This window comes from Odoribacter sp. (genome assembly GCF_985060555.1).
Map to the genome: position 1 here is coordinate 44,671 of NZ_CFKYFN010000078.1, position 17,782 is coordinate 62,452.

At 44.6% G+C, this 17,782-nt stretch carries 15 protein-coding genes, 1 tRNA gene, 1 pseudogene and 2 riboswitches; of the genes and pseudogenes, 9 read left to right on the plus strand and 8 right to left on the minus strand.

Annotated elements, in window-relative coordinates:
- Positions 1 to 113: 113 nt before the first annotated feature.
- From AC5RDS_RS10380 to AC5RDS_RS10410, 7 genes are all read left to right on the plus strand, one after another.
- Entirely contained in the window at positions 114 to 1,106 is a 993-nt protein-coding gene (locus AC5RDS_RS10380) for an electron transfer flavoprotein subunit alpha/FixB family protein (protein ID WP_013612251.1), read from the plus strand.
- A 255-nt stretch (positions 1,107 to 1,361) separates the two neighbouring features.
- A riboswitch (cobalamin riboswitch) is annotated at positions 1,362 to 1,562 on the plus strand.
- Between the two features lie 328 nt (positions 1,563 to 1,890).
- Positions 1,891 to 2,868, plus strand: a complete 978-nt coding sequence (locus tag AC5RDS_RS10385; RefSeq protein ID WP_041556686.1) for a hypothetical protein — start codon at positions 1,891 to 1,893, stop codon at positions 2,866 to 2,868.
- Between the two features lie 72 nt (positions 2,869 to 2,940).
- Entirely contained in the window at positions 2,941 to 5,343 is a 2,403-nt protein-coding gene (locus tag AC5RDS_RS10390) for a DUF5018 domain-containing protein (protein ID WP_087394847.1), read from the plus strand.
- A gap of 99 nt (positions 5,344 to 5,442) precedes the next feature.
- Positions 5,443 to 5,964 carry a cob(I)yrinic acid a,c-diamide adenosyltransferase gene (locus AC5RDS_RS10395; protein ID WP_013612248.1) on the plus strand — a complete coding sequence of 174 codons (522 nt, stop codon included), beginning with the start codon at positions 5,443 to 5,445 and terminating at the stop codon, positions 5,962 to 5,964.
- A gap of 3 nt (positions 5,965 to 5,967) precedes the next feature.
- Positions 5,968 to 7,101, plus strand: coding sequence for an ABC transporter substrate-binding protein (locus AC5RDS_RS10400; RefSeq protein WP_195328964.1), 1,134 nt, complete (start codon positions 5,968 to 5,970; stop codon positions 7,099 to 7,101).
- Complete coding sequence (locus AC5RDS_RS10405; protein WP_013612246.1) at positions 7,098 to 8,135, plus strand: FecCD family ABC transporter permease; 1,038 nt, start codon at positions 7,098 to 7,100, stop codon at positions 8,133 to 8,135. The genes AC5RDS_RS10400 and AC5RDS_RS10405 overlap by 4 nt, the downstream gene beginning before the upstream one ends.
- Positions 8,136 to 8,137: 2 nt before the next feature.
- Positions 8,138 to 9,151, plus strand: a complete 1,014-nt coding sequence (locus AC5RDS_RS10410; protein ID WP_013612245.1) for an ABC transporter ATP-binding protein — start codon at positions 8,138 to 8,140, stop codon at positions 9,149 to 9,151.
- A 70-nt stretch (positions 9,152 to 9,221) separates the two neighbouring features.
- Here the strand turns inward: AC5RDS_RS10410 and AC5RDS_RS10415 are convergent, their stop codons facing one another.
- The 4 genes from AC5RDS_RS10415 to AC5RDS_RS10430 are packed head-to-tail and all read right to left on the minus strand — an operon-like array spanning position 9,222 to position 14,733.
- On the minus strand, positions 9,222 to 10,175 hold the full coding sequence (locus AC5RDS_RS10415) for a PKD-like domain-containing protein (protein ID WP_013612244.1): 954 nt from the start codon (positions 10,173 to 10,175) through the stop codon (positions 9,222 to 9,224).
- Between the two features lie 13 nt (positions 10,176 to 10,188).
- Positions 10,189 to 11,517, minus strand: coding sequence for a DUF5074 domain-containing protein (locus AC5RDS_RS10420; protein ID WP_175315290.1), 1,329 nt, complete (start codon positions 11,515 to 11,517; stop codon positions 10,189 to 10,191).
- A gap of 35 nt (positions 11,518 to 11,552) precedes the next feature.
- Complete coding sequence (locus tag AC5RDS_RS10425; protein WP_013612242.1) at positions 11,553 to 13,580, minus strand: TonB-dependent receptor plug domain-containing protein; 2,028 nt, start codon at positions 13,578 to 13,580, stop codon at positions 11,553 to 11,555.
- Between the two features lie 13 nt (positions 13,581 to 13,593).
- Complete coding sequence (locus tag AC5RDS_RS10430) at positions 13,594 to 14,733, minus strand: DUF5074 domain-containing protein (RefSeq protein ID WP_022159324.1); 1,140 nt, start codon at positions 14,731 to 14,733, stop codon at positions 13,594 to 13,596.
- A 39-nt stretch (positions 14,734 to 14,772) separates the two neighbouring features.
- Positions 14,773 to 14,973, minus strand: a riboswitch (cobalamin riboswitch).
- A 219-nt stretch (positions 14,974 to 15,192) separates the two neighbouring features.
- Between AC5RDS_RS10430 and AC5RDS_RS10435 the strand changes: the two genes are divergently transcribed.
- A complete protein-coding gene (locus AC5RDS_RS10435; RefSeq protein WP_087381478.1) occupies positions 15,193 to 15,375 on the plus strand; it encodes a hypothetical protein in 183 nt (60 codons plus the stop codon).
- A gap of 66 nt (positions 15,376 to 15,441) precedes the next feature.
- A complete protein-coding gene (locus AC5RDS_RS10440; RefSeq protein WP_172719845.1) occupies positions 15,442 to 16,263 on the plus strand; it encodes an EFR1 family ferrodoxin in 822 nt (273 codons plus the stop codon).
- 413 nt (positions 16,264 to 16,676) lie between these two features.
- On the opposite strand, the gene AC5RDS_RS10445 is transcribed toward AC5RDS_RS10440, so the two are convergent.
- The 4 genes and pseudogenes from AC5RDS_RS10445 to AC5RDS_RS10460 all read right to left on the minus strand — a co-directional run bounded on the left by AC5RDS_RS10445 (position 16,677) and on the right by AC5RDS_RS10460 (position 17,758).
- A complete protein-coding gene (locus AC5RDS_RS10445; RefSeq protein WP_095074686.1) occupies positions 16,677 to 17,135 on the minus strand; it encodes an MATE family efflux transporter in 459 nt (152 codons plus the stop codon).
- A 44-nt stretch (positions 17,136 to 17,179) separates the two neighbouring features.
- On the minus strand, positions 17,180 to 17,419 hold the full coding sequence (locus AC5RDS_RS10450; protein ID WP_041556680.1) for a polysaccharide biosynthesis C-terminal domain-containing protein: 240 nt from the start codon (positions 17,417 to 17,419) through the stop codon (positions 17,180 to 17,182).
- Positions 17,420 to 17,497: 78 nt separating this feature from the next.
- Positions 17,498 to 17,584 (minus strand): annotated as a pseudogene (locus tag AC5RDS_RS10455) (Arm DNA-binding domain-containing protein); the annotation flags it as partial.
- 101 nt (positions 17,585 to 17,685) lie between these two features.
- Positions 17,686 to 17,758, minus strand: a tRNA-Gly gene (locus AC5RDS_RS10460).
- Positions 17,759 to 17,782: the final 24 nt, after the last annotated feature.

The window sequence follows — 17,782 nt, forward strand, 5'->3', positions numbered from 1 at the left end:
GCAGACCACAGACTGTGGTAAACCTTAAGTTTTTATACCTTGAACATATACTTTTTTTCCGGCCATTGGCTGAGGTCTGCTTCCGTTTACCGTTCATTGTTAATTTGAATACAATGGATAAATCCCAATATAAAGACGTCTGCGTGTTTGTAGAACAACGCGAAGGTATCATACAAAAAGTGGCATTGGAACTGCTGGGTAAAGCCCGGGAACTTGCCGATACCTTGAATGAGAAAGTGATCGCCTTATTGCTCGGTTATGATATGAAAGACCAGGCTCAGGAGCTGATTGCTTATGGTGCCGACATTGTCGTGTGTGTGGACGAACGTGAATTGGCAGAGTACAATACCGAGCCTTATGCACAAGCTGTCAGCCAATTTATCCGTGAACGTCATCCGGCCATCGTATTGATCGGAGCCACGACTATCGGCCGCGATCTGGGCCCCCGATTATCTGCCCGGCTGACTACCGGCCTCACGGCCGACTGTACAGGCCTGGACATTTCGCCCGAAAATGATTTGCTGATGACCCGTCCGGCTTTCGGTGGTAACCTGATGGCTACGATCATTTGTAAAGAACATCGTCCGCAAATGTCTACTGTCCGGCCGGGAGTGATGCGTACAAAACCCAAAGATCCGGCACGGCGGGGGACGATTGAAAATATGAAAGTCAGTTTCGACCCGTCGAAATTCAGAGTTAAAATTCTGAAAACGGTGAAAGAACAGAAAACCCGGATCGACATAACGGAAGCTAAAGTGCTGGTGTCAGGTGGGCGTGGTGTCGGCAGTACGGCTGGTTTTGTCATGCTGGGTCGTTTAGCGGAAACATTGAATGCCGAAGTATCTTCATCGCGGGCAATGGTCGATGCCGGGGTTATGCCCCACGAACGCCAAGTGGGGCAAACCGGAAAGACGGTCCGGCCGGATCTGTATTTTGCCCTGGGGATTTCAGGGGCTATTCAGCACCTTGCCGGTATGGAAGAATCAGAATACATCATTGCTATCAATAAAGACAAATATGCTCCGATCTTCAATGCAGCAGATTTGGGGATTGTTGGAGATGTACATAAAATTGTCCCCATATTGACAGAAAAACTCCGGAAGTAAAAATCGGAAATGAACCGGGTGTTTGTTCAATTATACTCTTTCCTTTTCTATTGGTGACGGTAGCAAGAGGAAAGAGTATTTAAGAGTAAATCAATATCTTGGCACTGATAAATCAAATTGATTGCATCTTAAATGTCAAAGCTCGTATTTTTGAAATAATCGGCTGGTAAAGATTGTCCCAGTATATTTTTACGCCTTATATTAAAAATGATTTAAAAAATTACTTAAAATAAACTTTCATCTCTCTTTTTTTGTACTTTTACCGTCGATTTTGGTGCTGCTCGTTATTTTCGTAACGGAGCGGTGAAAAGGGAATCAGGTGTGAATCCTGAACAGACCCGCTGCTGTAAGCTTTTTAAAGTCTTTGGACATTACTCACGCCACTGTTTTACATGAACGGGAAGGACGTCCGGAGATAAAGCAAGTCAGAAGACCTGCCAAGATCAGAAACTTGGTGTTCTCTGGGATTAGAATGCCGGTTGTACTGATTTTTAATTGGAATTATTCTATTGGATGTCGATGGAAAAACGTTCGATTAAATTAGTCGAAATTTCATAAAGTTTACAAAGTGATGCCCCTTACAGGACGTTTGTTAATTGACTATTGACAAATACCAGTTTACTGTAAAACAACATACTTTAGGAAATATTTACATCATATTGATTATCAATCATTCAACATTCAATTTCCCTACTCATTTCCCTTTTTTTCAGCTGTTTTTTGATGGAAGTAAAGCTTCCAATCATTGTCAATTGTTAATTGTCATCGGTCAATTATTCCTCTTGTGGAAATCCACAAAAAAATCGAAGATTTAAACGTCACACTTTTAGGACTGGATACTGAAAAATTAGGGGCTTTGGAAAAAATCGGAGGGAAGCTGTCATTGAACTGTACGGCAGAATATTTGAAGTTGCCTGCCGGTTTGAAAAATTTGAAGGTGTTTGTAGTATCGAAAGGTATAGAACGCCTGGATATCCAGGGAATAGAAATCGAGGAATTGCGATTCAGCGGTACCGGATTGGAAAATACGACGGTGATCGGTGACGATATTTTTAAAGGTAAAATCAGTTTGGATAACCTTTCGGGATATTTCCCGAAATTAGAAGGTTTCCGGGAAGTGGGAAAACTGAATATCGGTTATCTTGGCCTGAACGGAGGGAGCATTGAAATCGGTAATATCCGTAAAATTAACGGGGATTTCTCTTACTGGGCCAATTCCAATGTAAAGGCCGTCGAATTTCCTGCACTGGAAGAAGTAACCGGTAATTTTGAATTATATTCCAATATCAAGGAATACCATTTCCCCGAATTGAAGTCTATCGGAGGGAAGGCAATCATAAGTATCGACTATTATGATGAAAAGACTTTTCCGAATCTGGCGACGGTCGGGGAGGATATGATGTTTCAGACCGGATATGACTATTATGGATCGAGGGGACCGGCCGTGGTCTTGTATCCGGCTTTGAAGCAGGTTGGGGGGACATTGGAACTGCGCCCGATCGGACCAACTCCCTGGGGAGATAATGAGAATACCGGTTATTTGAATCAAACTCTGGAAAATCTGGATTTCTTGTCCAGCTTGGAAAAAGTGGGGGGAATCCGGATTCATGATCATGGGAAACTAGCTTCTTACGAGGCAATTAAAAAGGCCATCCTGACCTGTCCCGAAGAGAAATGGAGTGTGGAAAATAATTTGTACAATCCGACTTACAAGCAATTGGTAGAAGACCAGCAATGGATAAAACCTGCTATTCAGGAGTAACAGATGAAGCCTGTTTTTCAACTGTGAGATTAATCAGCTGAAAAAGTTGTAAATGTAAAAAATGATAAACCTATGAAGATAAATAATTTAATATATATTGTGTTGCTTGGCATTATTGTTTCGCTGACGAGTTGCGAGGACGATGACAGCCTGTTTTCCGGAAATGAAAACTACATCACCTCATTCCGACTGGTTCAGCAGGGAGATTCCTATGCCGGGATAATTAAGGGAGATAGTCTGATTTTGAGTATCCCTGAAAATCTTTCTCTTGAGGGGGCGATAATGGAGATTTTGTGTAGTGAAAATGCCCGGATATCTCCGGATCCTGGTGAAGTTGAGGATTGGGGAAAGTTACAAAATTTTACAGTAACTGCTTACAATAATACTCAGCGTGTTTACAAGTATATAGTACGGAGAACCTTGACGGGTAGCGAAGGAGATGTTCGTCTGACTTCGGTTGAAGATTTGGAAGCCTTTGCTGCTCAGGGGATCAATAAAGTCAATGGAAATTTGGTTATCGGTAAAGAAGAAGGAACTGTGAAGGAAGACTCCCTTACTTCTTTGGCAGCTTTGGCCTCACTAAAAGAGGTTGTCGGAACGGTGACCATAAATCCGACTTATGCCGGAACTTCATTTGCCGGTTTGGAAAATTTGGAACAGGTTGGAGGATTGGTGATGGGACGTGTAATACAGAATGCAACCATTGGACTTCGGTGGATACGGGAGATTGAATTGCCAAATTTGAAAAAAGTAGCTTCAGAATTGACTTTCAGAGCTGATACCGTTGAAACGTTGAGTTTGCCTGCATTGGAAAAGGTAGGAAGAAATTTGTCGATTCAGATTAAAGATGTGAAAGATATAGATTTTTCGGCCTTATCGGTTATCGGAGAAAATTTATCCATGAAAGTGAACGGTGTCTTGAATGCTCCGGAAAAGTTGAGCTTTCCGAAATTAAGTTTGATTGGAAATCAATTAGCATTGAGTAATGTTTATAGGGTGAAAGAGTTAGCTTTCCCGGAATTAAAATCGGCGACTGCTATTAAATTGGAGCAGATGAATGCTGTTGAAACTTTGAACTTCACCCAATTGGAGCAAGTCGCCGATTATTTTGAATTGTGGTGGACGCATCAAGTAAAAGAAATGAATTTTCCTTCAGTAAAATCACTCGGTGGATTTAAAATTTATTACATTCAAAATTTGGAAAAAGTCAGTTTGGAGTCTTTGACAGAAGTCGGTCTGCGAGGATTCTGTATCGATGCATCTGATAAGATACAAGAGTTGAATTTGCCTGCATTGACGCGAGTGAAAGGTGATTTTGTTTTAACCAGAATGGCAATAACAGAGGTAAGCTCATTGAGAGCATTGAAGGAAGTGGATGGAAAATTTGATTTCTCCTCGATGAGTGCATTGACGGTTTTCGACGGTTTTCCGAATCTGACAACAGTCGGTGGTAATTTCACCCTGTCCGGTTTGGCAGTCAGCGAATTAAAGGGATTCGATGCCCTGACCTCTATCGGTGGTTCGATGAGTCTGAGTAATTTGAATGAGGTTACTTCGATTGACGCTTTCCCCGTATTGAAATCCATCGGATCACAATGTTCGCTCATTGGACTGAAAAAATTGCAGGATATTTCTTTGCTGGCCCAGTTCAAGGGAATGCATTTGAACAATTGTATTTTAAACAATTTGGATGCCTTGACTTCCTTGGATCTGACCGGCCTTGAAGTAGATGCCCTGCAGATTACCGGAAAAAATGCTTTGACGTTAAAGGGCAGTAAAACCTTGAATACGAATCTGACCATTAACGGGATTCCCGGAATTTCTTTTTCAGGAATCGAAGAGGTGCAGAATGTATCGGTAAGTAATATGCCTGCAACTATTACCGGACGGGTAGAATACAACTTCCCCGGATTAAAGAAAATAGGGACTTTGTCGGTGAGTCAGGCATATGGTGCCAGCCTGGGTGTGCTTCGTTTTCCTGATTTGACAGAGATTAGCGGAAAATTGACCCTTTCCGAAGGATTCGGACAAAAAGTACAGCCGACGGAATTTCCGGTTTTAAGGATAGTGAATAACATGACCTATACCGGAGTCTGTGATGCCCTTCGTTTTCCGGCCTTGGAGGAGGTGACGGGTGAATTGAATATCAAAACCAGCTATGTGAATGGATCTTTAGTGAGCATGTTACAGGAAATCTATACTCCCGTTTTGAAAAAAGTCGGGATATTGGTGCTGACTACTTACAGTAAAAATCAGGATAGTTGGTGTAATAATGTCCTGACTAATCTGGATTGTTTTAGAGCCCTGGAAAATGTCGGAGTGATCAATATCGAGTACCAGTTAGGCCTGGTATCTTTTAAAGGATTGGAAAAAGCAATCGGGGGATTGACGGATGATACTTCTTGGGTTGTCGGGCATAATGCTTATAATCCGACTTTCGAACAGGCTAAAAACGGAGAATTGGAACGAAATTGAGGGAAATACTTTACATCGGACGGCTCCCTGCAGCTTTTAGTTGGCAGGGGGTTTTTCGTATTTTGTAAGGAAAGGCATTTTTTGTACTTTTACGCTTCAATGGAAACAAAGGGATACCTTCAGGTTTATACCGGAAACGGTAAAGGTAAGACAACGGCTGCATTCGGTTTGGCGGTACGTGCTTTATGTGCTGGTAAACGGGTGTTTATCGGGCAGTTTGTCAAAAGCATGAAATATAACGAAACCCGGCTGGAAGCCTGTTTCCCCGGGCGGTTGGCGGTCCGGCAGTTTGGAAGAGGATGTTTCCTTGATCACCGGCCCGAAGACGAAGACGTACGCCTTGTCCAGGAAGGACTCCGGGAATGTGCGGCAATACTGGCTTCGGGTGAATGGGACCTGGTCATCCTGGACGAACTGACTATAGCTGTGTATTTTGGTTTGCTCTCCGATAAAGAAATACTGGAAGTCATCGGGCTGCGTGACACAGGGACAGAGGTGGTGATTACCGGGCGTTATGCTTCCGAAGCTTTGCTGGCTTTGGCTGACCTCGTGACAGAAATGCGTGAAGTGAAACATTATTATACCCGGGGAGTATTGTCCCGGGATGGATTTGATCATTGAGATATGGATAGATTGATGCGGTTTTGGTTGCTGGGGCTGTTGTTGGCTCTTGGTGTAGGTTGTAAAAGTAGGCATTCGGCTTCTGCAGGAGATGCTTTGTCCGCGCTCCGGATGGAATATGCCGGGCGGATTCGGATAGATTCGAGTGAACATTATATATTGGTGCGGGTACAAAACCCTTGGGATACGGCCCGGATTTTACATACCTATGTTTTGGTCGGCCGGGAAACTGAATTGCCGGAAGGATTGCCTGAAGGGACCTTGGTCCGGACGCCGGTGGAAAAAGCATTGGTATATTCTTCGGTACATTGCGGGCTTCTGTCCGAACTGGGGGCAATCGATCGGATTGGTGGAATATGTGATCTGCAATATATCGAAATACCTGAAATACAAAATCGTTGTGCTTCCGGGCGAATGGTCGACGCCGGAAATACTATGAATCCGGATATTGAAAAAATAATCGACTTTCATCCTGATGCTATCCTGCTCTCCCCTTTTGAAAATAGTGGAGGTTATGGCCGGATTGAAAAATTAGGGATACCGATTATCGAATGTGCCGATTATATGGAGACCTCTCCTTTGGGGCGGTCTGAATGGATGCGTTTTTTCGGTTTGCTTTTCGGGAAACGGCGGCAGGCTGATTCGTTATTCACTGCTGTCCGTGCGGATTATTTACAGCTGTGTGATTTGGTCAAGTCTGTAAATCAGCGGCCGACGGTGATATCTGAATTGAAAAGCGGTTCCGCCTGGTATGTACCCGGAGGAAAAAGCACGACCGGACGGTTGTATCAGGATGCCGGGGCTACTTATATGTGGGCGGAGGACGAACATAGCGGTTCGATTCCTTTGTCTTTTGAAACGGTATTTGACCGAGGGCAGGATGCCGATTTTTGGTTATTCAAATACAACCGGCAACAAGATAAAACCCTGACCGAATTAAAGTCCGACTACGCTTCATATGCCGGTTTCCGGGCCTTTCAAACCGGGCAGGTGTATGGATGTAATTCGGGACAGGTACCTTTTTATACAGAGACCCCTTTTCATCCCGAACGGCTGTTGGAAGATCTGATCCGGATTTTTCACCCGGGAGTGTTACCGGCAGGAGAGTGCCGTTATTTTAAAAGATTGGAAAAATGAAATCTTTACCATCCGGATGGAAATATAGTATCGGTTTGATCGTATCGATCCTTCTGTTGTTCGCGGCGAACTTATGGGTAGGCTCGGTACGTATTCCTGCAGGCGCAGTATGGGATATTTTGTGCGGACATGCCGTAGAACGGGAGAGCTGGCGGTTCATTTTGCTGGAATCGCGTATTCCGCAAGGGATAACTGCTTTGCTGTGTGGAGCAGCCTTGGCTGTCTCGGGGTTGATGTTGCAAACCGTTTTCAGTAATCCGCTGGCAGGACCTTCGATATTGGGGATCAATACCGGGGCCAGCCTGGGCGTGGCCTTGGTGATGTTGCTCGGTGGAGGAAGTATTACTGCCGGGGTTTTCAGTATATCCGGTTTTCTGGCGGTATTGGCCGGAGCTTTTGCCGGGGCTATGATCGTCATGGGAATCTTGCTGTTCTTTTCTGCTTTTACAAAGAATAATTTGATGCTACTTATTATTGGGATCATGATCGGATACATCACCTCCTCGGTGATTTCATTATTGAATTTTTTCTCTACGGCCGAAGGAGTACATTCTTATATGATCTGGGGATTGGGAAATTTCAGCGGAGTGTCTTCCGGGCAATTGCCTGTATTTATCGTTTCGATTACCGCCGGTTTGGTTTTATCGGTCATGTTGATCAAACCTTTGAATGCCTTATTGTTGGGAAACCGGTATGCTGAAAATCTGGGTGTGAATGTGCGGCTTACCCGCAATCTGTTATTGATTGCGACCGGTATGCTGACGGCAATAACAACCGCCTTTTGCGGGCCTATCGCTTTTATCGGATTGGCCGTGCCGCATATTGCCCGCTTGATGCTGGGTACTTCGAACCACAATTCCCTGATGCCTGTGACCTTATTGCTGGGAGGGGCGGTAGCCCTGTTGTGTAATCTGATCAGTGTATTACCCGGCGAAACGGGGATTTTGCCATTGAACGCCATCACTCCCGTTTTGGGTGCTCCCGTCATTATCTATATTCTGGTCAAACAGCGTAAAATTCAATATTTCAATTGACTATGGAGACTTTACCTGTAATTGCAGCCCGTCAATTGGCTATCGGCTACTCTCATGGTAAGAACGGTTCTACAGTGGTACACCGGGATCTGTCTTTCGATTTGTGGGCGGGAGAGTTGACTTGTCTGTTAGGTCCTAACGGGGCAGGCAAATCTACTCTGTTGCGTACTCTTTCGGCTTTTCAATTGCCTTTGGAAGGTGAATTATGGCTTGAAGGACGTCCGCTGAGGGATTATTCCGAACGGGAAAAATCGCGCAAGATCGGCGTCGTACTGACCGATAAGACACAGGCCGGCGGATTGACCGTATATGAACTGGTAAGCTTGGGGCGTCAGCCCCATACCGGATTCTGGGGCCGTTTGAACCGGGAAGATCATAAGCTCGTCGAAGAGGCTCTTACGGCAGTGGGAATATCCCATAAAGCTGCAAATTACGTGGCCGAATTGTCGGACGGGGAACGGCAGAAAGTGATGATCGCCAAAGCATTGGTGCAGGAATGTCCGTTGATTTTGCTCGATGAACCCACAGCTTTCCTGGATGTGGTAAGCCGTATCGAGATCATGACTTTATTGCATACCATTGCCCGCGAACAACATAAGACCATTCTGCTGTCTACCCACGATATCGACCAGGCACTGATCCAGGCCGACCGGCTGTGGTTGCTCGCGCCCGGAAAAGGATTGCAGTGTGGCGTTACGGAGGATATAGTCTTTAACGATGGACTGGACTGTTTGTTCGATCACCGGAAAATATGTTTTGACCGGGGACGTGGGGGCTATTTCCCCATCGTACAGGATTATCAGGAAGTCGTCGTCAGGACGGACGATCCCTGCCTTTGGCATTGGTGTGTCAATGCTCTGAATCGTTTTGGCTATTCCGGTCTGCCCGGAAATGCCGATAGAAAAAATTTACCCGTATTGACGGTTACTTCCCCGCATGAAATGAGTTGGGAAAAAAATGGAATGTCTACTATACTGACTTCTTTCGAGGACTTGACCGGATTATTGAAAAAATGACCGGGAAGGTTTTTGAATAAAAAGAAAACGGTGCGCATCAGTTTTTACCTGTTGGCACCGTTTTAACTTTTTATTTATTTGCTTCTGCAGCTTTGATCAATCGGGGGATGGGGGATACATTGACCATGGACGTGTAATCGATGGGAGAAAGTGTCCATACATCCCAGGAGAGATTTTCAAGTTGGCGATTGTCGACAAATGTCTGAGAATATTCAAAGTCGGCAGCTGTCGGCACCTGATTGCCCGAACCGAGCCAGTAGGTGGTATAGGCATCGTTCGATCCCATCCAATAATCGGCTGCATCTAACGGTTTCAATTCGTCAGAATCGTATTCGGAGAGTTCGTAGAGCCCGTTTGTAAAATCAGCTTGTGTCAGATGTAAAGTAGAACTTTTCAGTTCGATTTTACCGTCGTTATTACCGTCATAACCGAATCCTTTGATATAATTTCCTGATAAGGCGACATAAAGGCGGGGATCGTTCTTGGCAATAGCTTTGAGCATATCGATTCCTGTAAAAGTTTCCGTTTTATTCCAACGATATCCCCAGGCAATGAAAAAAACTTCCTGGTCTGCTGGTTCTTGCAGATGCTCCCCTGTAACCCATTGAATGGCAAAGACCGAGGTGTTTTCTCCGTTACCGGTCCAATTTTTCAGATCGGAGATCGCGAACCGATTACCGTTGACCTTCAGAAATAAGGTGTCGGAATCCTTGCCGTCTTGATTGGTTGCGGTCAGGATAATTTCAAAACTACCGGGGTCCTGAGAGGTGAAACGATAGATTGAGTCTGTGGAAACCGTTTTTTTGTTCAGTTGCCACTGGAAAGTGGTCTGTAACGGATTGTTCAGAATCGCTTTTAACTCGATCGTTTCACCCGGTAAACAGGTGGTTTGCCCACTCGGATTTCCGATAGAAACCTGAGGCGGAGTAGGAAGATACGGATCTTTTTTGTTGTCGTCACTACAGGAGGTCGATAGACCTGTAAGCAGACTCCAGAATAGAAATAAAGAATAGTATTTTTTCATTTACAAAATTCTTTTATTGAAAATTATAAGTAAAGAATGTTCCGGCTGGATAATTGGTATGATTCTTATAATTGGCGCTCAATTTCGGTTCGGTTTCGCTGAAATCGAATACACTGATGTGGTTGATCAGACGGTCGTTACCCCACCCTTTGATTGTATTCAGATAGACTTCGCCTGTAACCGGATTGACGGCTATGGTATTGTAAACACTAGTTGTTGTCACGATGTTTGCCGCATCGACCATCAGATCCGTCTGGTTTTTACTAAAAATGTGACGATAGATTTTGGTACCTGTGCCGTTCATGTACAAAGTATCTCCTTGTGCTGTAATACACGGAGTAGAAGTGTATGAGGCCGACTGAGTGCTAATGGCATCTCCCGGTAAAGTATTGGTTTTGATAATAGTATAATTTTGGGCATCGACCTTAGAGATTTCCCCGGCCGAAGTGGATACCCACAAGTTACCGTCCGACGATTTGACGACTCCTCTGACCGGATCATTGAATTCTATCGATTTGGAGATTTTGTTTTTTCCTTTTTCGATCACAAGGACGTTATTTCCTGCTGCAGCGAATATTTTCCCTTCCGTTACAGCCATGGTATTCTTATTAGCCCTTTCAGCTCCCTCGATGAGAAAGAGTTCGCCGCTGGATGGGTGGAATACCTTAATTCCTTCGTTGTCGCGCAGATAGATATCGTCGTCTCCCAGTACGGCAACATGAGTCGGACTGCTTACTTTATCTTCCAGTTCGGTCTTATAGCCGGCTTCTTTTTTCAGGGTTTCTGCATTGGCAACGATAAGATAACCGTCGTCTCCGCTTTTTTGTGAAATGATATACAGTTTGTTGTTGGCGATAAATAAGTCTTGGGAAAGAAGGCTCAGCATGCTGCCGTTTGCCTTGTAATAGGCACTGTCCGTGAGAATACCTTTCGGGCTGATGAATATCAATGTAGAAGGATCGGCCTGGTAACCTTCATTTAAAACAAAAGTACCGTATTTGTATTTACCGTACACTTCGATGGATGTTGTGGCAGAAGTCACTCCATCGGCATTGGTCGCGGTTAATTTAACATCGTAGGTCCCCAATTCGTTCATTTTGAAAGTAAATACTGTATCCTTAGAGACTTCATTTCCTTTGACGGACCAGCTCAGTGTGGTTGGCAGCGGACTTTCTACTTTCGCTTTCAGTACGATAGAGTCTTCCTGAGGCATTGCGAACACTCCGTTTACACTCTCGATAGATACTTCGGGAGGAACCGGATATTTGTCGTCATCGTCACATGATGCGAATATTCCTGCTAACAGGAGGCAAACTAAAAGCGTAAAATTAATTTTTTTCATGGTTTCTATTTATTTAAAGGATTTATATGATTCAATTAAAATTCGAATAAAAGCGAGAACAAGCAATTACGCAAAGGCATGGGATAATATTGGGTCGACTCATAGTAGGTATCGAACAGGTTATCTATCCGCATCTGAGGGGTTAGGCTTGTCCCATTCCGGAAGGAGTAGCGGTAACCGAGCAAGAGGTTATGTACGGAATAGGGATCCGTGGCATATGATTCGTCGGTAGTAATGAAACGCCGGCCGGTGTAGGTCATCTGCCAGACGAAAAAAGCATCTTTATAATCGATATTCCAGCGCAGATTCCACTTGAATCGCGGTACATATGGAATTTGCCGCATATAGGCGTTGTCGTCTACGTGTTGTTTCTTGCGGGTCCGGGATTGTGACCAGCTGTAATTACCCGAAAGAGAAGATACGAGTTCCCCGTAGTGGAAAGTGGTTTTTCCATAAAGTTCCACGCCATAGGAACGTACGTTTCGTTTGTTTTGCGGAGTCCACACCCATTGGTTTCCGTCTTTGGGGAGCCAAAGGATCCAGTTGTCGATGTTCATTAGATAACCGGAAACTTCGGCATCGAATAAGAGATGTTTGTTTATACTCTTCCGGTAAGAAATAGAAGCATCGTAAGAATACCCCTCTTCCGGCTTTACATCCGGATTACCGCCGGGGCGCCAATATAGGTCGTTCATACTGGGGAAACGATAATTATAAGCAGTACTTCCTTTCAATTTTAATTCTTTTTTCAATAGATTGAATACTATTCCTGCCGACCAGGTGGATACATTCCGATTGTCGTTATGTTCGAACATATATTGTCCGTTGATCATCATCCACCGGATAGGCGTCCACAAAGCGGAAGTTTGCCAGGAGAGTATGTTACGGTGGTGGCTGAAAGGGGATTCCACCTGAGGAATATCAAAATCGATACCGTCGAGCGTATATTTCGATGAGTCGATGTCTATGTAGCTACTCACCCGGATCAGGTCGTGAGAATAGGTTAACGTCGTGTTGAGAATAAGCTTATCGGTCGGGGAGTACGTATAATCGGCCACGACCTGTGCCGTGTTAGAGCGGTTTTTGTTTCCCTTGGGATCGAATAAACCTCCGTCATACCGGATATCGTAAGTTTGGCAGAAATACAGCCAGGCAGCCTTTACATGTAATTCATGGATACCCCGGCTGAAATCCAGTCCGGCATATCCCCGGAAATTATTTTCCTCCTGATCCTCCTGGGAGCGGTTGACTACACCGAGCGGTTGGGGGAGGTTACGGTGATTTTTCTGATACCAGGCGACAGCTGTCAGGCGGGTGTAGGGAGATACTCTGAAATAGCCTTCCTGCATAATTCCGAATTGAGAGTAAGCGGCATCCTGCCTTTTTTCACGGAAAGGAGTATTGGTCAGCACTTTATTCAGATAGGTATAGTCGTTGTCGGAATGCTGATAATATAACCGTGTCTTTGAGGCCGATTTATTACCGCTTATATTCGCCTGTCCACCGACGGTATATGTGTTGTACGATCCATACTCTGCCAGTACCCGTCCATTTACGCCTCGGTTCCAATCGGTGTCTGTGAATAAATTCACACTACCTCCGATAGCTCCGGTACCGTTTTTTACATGGCTGCTGCCATAGTACAGGTTGATGTTATCTGTAAAAAAGACCGGGATCTGTGAAAAATCGAAAGTACCCGATAAAGGAGGTGTGATATTGATCCCGTTCCAGTTTACCCGTGTTTGGGAAGCGCTGGTTCCACGGAAAGAAGCTGTCGATAATGCTCCTGTTCCCAGACTCTTGATGTAAATAGAGGTATGGTCGGTCAGGAGTTCGGCCAGCGAGCGGGTTTTGTTGGCTTGTAAAATGGCTGGAGAAATATGGGTTACCCGGGCTCCTGCGTTTGCCTCGTTGGCGTGTTGTATACGTTGGCGGATGACCTGCACGGTGTCTAATGTGCCGTATAGGGTGATCGAATCCCGGGATTGGGCAGGAGTACGGAATCCCGACCCAAGGAATATGCCGAGGTATAAAATGAAGATCAGACTCTTGTATAGGTTCATATCGCTAGGCTAATTAGGGGAAATACACTTGGCTAGGATAGATACCGACTCGAAAATTCCGGATAGAACCGTCTTTTTTGTAATTCCGGATATAACCGCGTTGTGCACTGTAATCCAGACAGTCACATAGATAGACCTCTCCTTGCGGACTGACTGAAAACCCATACATCATATCGATTCCGGGAAGATCGAGGTAGTGTTCGAATTCTCCTGTGCCGATATTCATCCGGTAAACACTTTGGACAGAGGTAATCCCTGCTGCCGTGTTACTTTTACAGGTTTTGACGTTGAAATAAATCCAGTTCAGTGTAGGATCGATATCCGTGCGATTATAGGTGATTGTACCGATTACGTCTCCTGCTTGTGGATTTGCCTTTTCACTGATGGGAAGGGTATAAGAGACCTCGACTTTTTCTTGGTGGGGGTCGATACAAACCAATTCTATTCCGCAGACTCGATTCCCCTCCCGGATGTTCATCAAGGCCCATACTCTTTGGTATTTATCGACCAGCATCCGGCAGGTTTTGGTATTTTCGTCGTTTTTTACTTCCGGGATGACCCGGACAGCTTTTTTGCTGATATTGTCGGTATCGAAGACATATATTCCGCCGGTAGTCATTCCGAAGATTTTATTATCTACCGTTACCAGATATTCGACCGATCGCGGTATGGAGATATATTCCAGAGGTTCGCCATAAGGTTCCACAGTCCGGATACGCACCAGTTGTCTCTCCAGATCGGATACGATAGCTTCTGTCGGGGAAATGGCTACGATCTGGCGTGGAAATCCCGCTTGGGTATAGAGGATTGTACCGACGGAACCGAACGTTTCGGGATCTATAACCTCGATTTTTTTGGAGTTGTCCAAAGTCACAAAATATTTACCGTTGATCTTGGTGATGGATTGGGCCACATCACCCAGCGGTCGGTGATTCACTTCCCGGAAAATATCCGGAATGACTGATCCGTCTTTGTTTAAAACGGAGATACCGCCCATATTCTGATTGATTCCCCCTTCATTGAGAACAAGGGCTTCGATATTACCTTGGCTTACCGGCCCGTAGGGATAATCCGTTCCTGCGGAATCACAGGCTGTGAATAGCCCTGCTATTACGGCAAATATGAAAAAACAGAGAATTTTTTTGAATAGCATGATTTACTGACGTTTATGTTCTTCTTCCCTTTGAACGTTAAACAAATGAATCACGTGGCAGGTCTTCTGACTTGTTTCCTTTTCGGTTTCCTTCCCATTCCAAACGAGGAACAGTGGATAAAGCACGTCCGAAAAGTGTTATGAAACTTACAGCAGTGGATCTGTTCAGGATTTACACCTGATTCCCTTTTCATTGCCGGACGAGACAACGATCCGGCAACTCCACGCAATTTTTACGTGACGGCAAAGATATATAAATCATTTTATAAGGGAAATGATATTTTGTGAATGTTTGTTAGTCCACAGGGACGGAGGCAATACTTTGTGCTGAACGGTTATTTTGGGAAAAACCTTTAGAATTTCTTTAAAATCGGGCTTTTATCCTTGTACAGGCAATGAAGTAAAACCTGTTCTGAACGGAAAACATGTCAAACCGATTATTTCAATGATGAAAACAAGATGGATTATCTCTTTTGCCCGACTTCCTGTTTCTGTGAAAAATCCAAATGCGCCCCTGTCGAAGGGAATATCGTGCCGGAGTTGATCGGTACGAATAATAGCGATAAGCAGATTGGGGAATTAGATGATATATGCAAATTATTCAAAATTAATAAACATGATTTATTGGTTTTACCGGAATAAAATTGCAGCTTTGTTCGGGATTGATCGGGTGGGAAAGATTTTGACAGACTATTTATCCGATACTTTATGAAAATAGAGAAAGTACATGCGGTCTATTTTAGTCCGACAGGCACAACTAAAACAGTGATTACCCATTTGGTAAAATGTATCACTACGTTATTACCGGAAGTCGTGACGGAAGTGAAAGACTTTACGTTGCCGTCGGGGCGGAAGAAAGTGCCTGATATTCGGGAATCGGAGTTGGCTATTGTCGGTCTGCCTGTTTACGCCGGCCGTTTACCGAATCTGTTATTGAACTACTTGACCACCTGGCAGAGTAATGGGGCCTGGGCGGTACCTGTTGTGGTTTATGGGAATCGGTCCTATGGGAATGCGCTCGTCGAACTGTATGATATTTTAAGATATAGAGGGTTTCATCCGATAGCTGCTGCGGCTTTTGTCGGTCAGCATTCTTTCACGACCCGGTTGGCTACCGGGCGTCCCGACCGGGAAGATCTGGAAAAGGCAGAACAGTTTTCGGCAGAGATCGTGAGAAGAATATTGCAACCAGGAGAATTTACCGGAATAAAGATTCCGGGACAAGGGGCTCCTGATTACGGTGGATATTATAAACCCAAAGGAAGGGATGAAGAGGTGGTGAATTTCCTGAAAGCAAAACCTGTTACGACCGATGCGTGCATCGATTGCAGACGTTGTGCAAAAGTTTGTCCTATGGGGGCTATCCGGCAGGATCATCCTTCTGAGGTTTCCGGTATTTGTATCAAGTGTAATGCTTGTGTAAAACAATGTCCTGTACATGCCAAACAGTTGATGGATGAAGCTTACCTAAGTCATGTCGGTTTTCTTGAAAATAGATATACCTCGAGGGCAAGAATCGAATTATTTTAATCGATCTAAATACTTGGTATATGAAGACCGGTCTTTATACGAAACTGATTTTGAAGGTAATCGCTGGCTGTTTGCTTATCACTGTCATCCGGGGTATTCATTTCTGGAATTGCCCGTTAATATAAAAGATATCGAGATGCATGTCGATATTAAGTCCGCCAGTACAAGAGATGAAATGAATGTGAAGGTATCCGGTTCATACTAAAAATAGGGGAATTGTTTTTGAGGATTTTTTTTATGGCATGGAGCTTTGCGCTCCCCGGTGATTTCTTATATGTCTTGATTTTTTCGCTGGTTGCGGATAAATTTATTCCGGTATTCTGCCGGGAAATTATTTTCATGGTGTTTGACGAATCGTTTCAGGTAGGATTGACCGGAGATCTAAGAAGGACGGTATGTCCGTTTATGTCAGATCATTGAGGGTACAGTGCTGAACAGCCATTCAGGTTAATGCCGGAACCCCTGAAGCTTATCCCTTTCCAAACCGCTATGAGATAATGACAAGTAATGTCCGATAAAGATCTTAAGTTAAACAAAAGAGGGGGCTTTCCCCATTCTCTTTTCAGTCCGCCAAAACAGCCAAACAGCCAGAAGGAGGGAAAGAATTCTGCTACAGGTTGTGCCGCTTCCGCCCCGATCGCCTGCAAGGTATTGATATAAATAAACAGGATACCCATCACTGGTCCCGACAGCAGCAACGTCCGGACGAGCGGTGTACCATATTCCCGAATTCCTTCCGAATCAATGACACAACTGATCAGTTCTTCGGAAAATACTCCGCAAAGCAAGGTCAGTATCACGCCCATACCCAATCCTGCGAAGCATGACAGACGTATGACTGCCTGAGACGGTCCCACTGTTTCTTTTCTCATATTGAAACAGGCTATGGATATGGTCAGGTGGGAGTCTTTACCCGTCAGCAAGATAACGTAATATGCGTTGCTGCCGTATAACCGATGGCCGTAGCCCATGCCGCACCGGCAATCCTGTAGCCGAGCCATAGGATAAACAAGCGATTGAGTACGATATTCTGTATGGTACCTATCAGTATTCCGTTCAGTGCCTCTGTCGATTTCCCTTTGGCACGGACAAGGTTGCTGAAAGCTGTGGAGACGATGACGAAAGGAGTACTCCACGCTACATACCCGTATTTCAAGAAACACCCTACAGCCGTCTCTATGATTTTTTTTAACAGATTACGGTTTATAATCCTTTTTCATTTTTTACAAAGGTCGTCTTTGGATATTCGGAACATTAATGGGTATTCTCCGTTTGAAAGTGTTTTTGATTTGTAACAAACCACTGAAATAGAGGCGTTCATGGCTAAAGTTGGTTTAAACCTCGGTTTAAACAGATGCCCCCAAACCACGAAAAACCACAAAATAAAAAAGGTAGCTACTTTCGTAACTACCTCATTCATAGAGCGGAAAACGGGACTCAAACCCGCGACCCCCAGCTTGGAAGGCTAGTGCTCTATCGACTGAGCTATTTCCGCAGACTATTATTTATTCGGCAATTA

Bases quoted from the DNA above. Each gene is read 5' to 3' on its own strand.
- AC5RDS_RS10380 (WP_013612251.1), top strand. From the start codon at position 114: ATGGATAAATCCCAATATAAAGACGTCTGCGTGTTTGTAGAACAACGC.
- AC5RDS_RS10390 (WP_087394847.1), top strand. From the start codon at position 2,941: ATGAAGATAAATAATTTAATATATATTGTGTTGCTTGGCATTATTGTT.
- AC5RDS_RS10395 (WP_013612248.1), top strand. From the start codon at position 5,443: ATGGAAACAAAGGGATACCTTCAGGTTTATACCGGAAACGGTAAAGGT.
- AC5RDS_RS10400 (WP_195328964.1), top strand. From the start codon at position 5,968: ATGGATAGATTGATGCGGTTTTGGTTGCTGGGGCTGTTGTTGGCTCTT.
- AC5RDS_RS10405 (WP_013612246.1), top strand. From the start codon at position 7,098: ATGAAATCTTTACCATCCGGATGGAAATATAGTATCGGTTTGATCGTA.
- AC5RDS_RS10410 (WP_013612245.1), top strand. From the start codon at position 8,138: ATGGAGACTTTACCTGTAATTGCAGCCCGTCAATTGGCTATCGGCTAC.
- AC5RDS_RS10415 (WP_013612244.1), bottom strand. From the start codon at position 10,175: ATGAAAAAATACTATTCTTTATTTCTATTCTGGAGTCTGCTTACAGGT.
- AC5RDS_RS10420 (WP_175315290.1), bottom strand. From the start codon at position 11,517: ATGAAAAAAATTAATTTTACGCTTTTAGTTTGCCTCCTGTTAGCAGGA.
- AC5RDS_RS10425 (WP_013612242.1), bottom strand. From the start codon at position 13,580: ATGAACCTATACAAGAGTCTGATCTTCATTTTATACCTCGGCATATTC.
- AC5RDS_RS10430 (WP_022159324.1), bottom strand. From the start codon at position 14,733: ATGCTATTCAAAAAAATTCTCTGTTTTTTCATATTTGCCGTAATAGCA.
- AC5RDS_RS10435 (WP_087381478.1), top strand. From the start codon at position 15,193: ATGGATTATCTCTTTTGCCCGACTTCCTGTTTCTGTGAAAAATCCAAA.
- AC5RDS_RS10440 (WP_172719845.1), top strand. From the start codon at position 15,442: ATGAAAATAGAGAAAGTACATGCGGTCTATTTTAGTCCGACAGGCACA.
- AC5RDS_RS10445 (WP_095074686.1), bottom strand. From the start codon at position 17,135: ATGAGAAAAGAAACAGTGGGACCGTCTCAGGCAGTCATACGTCTGTCA.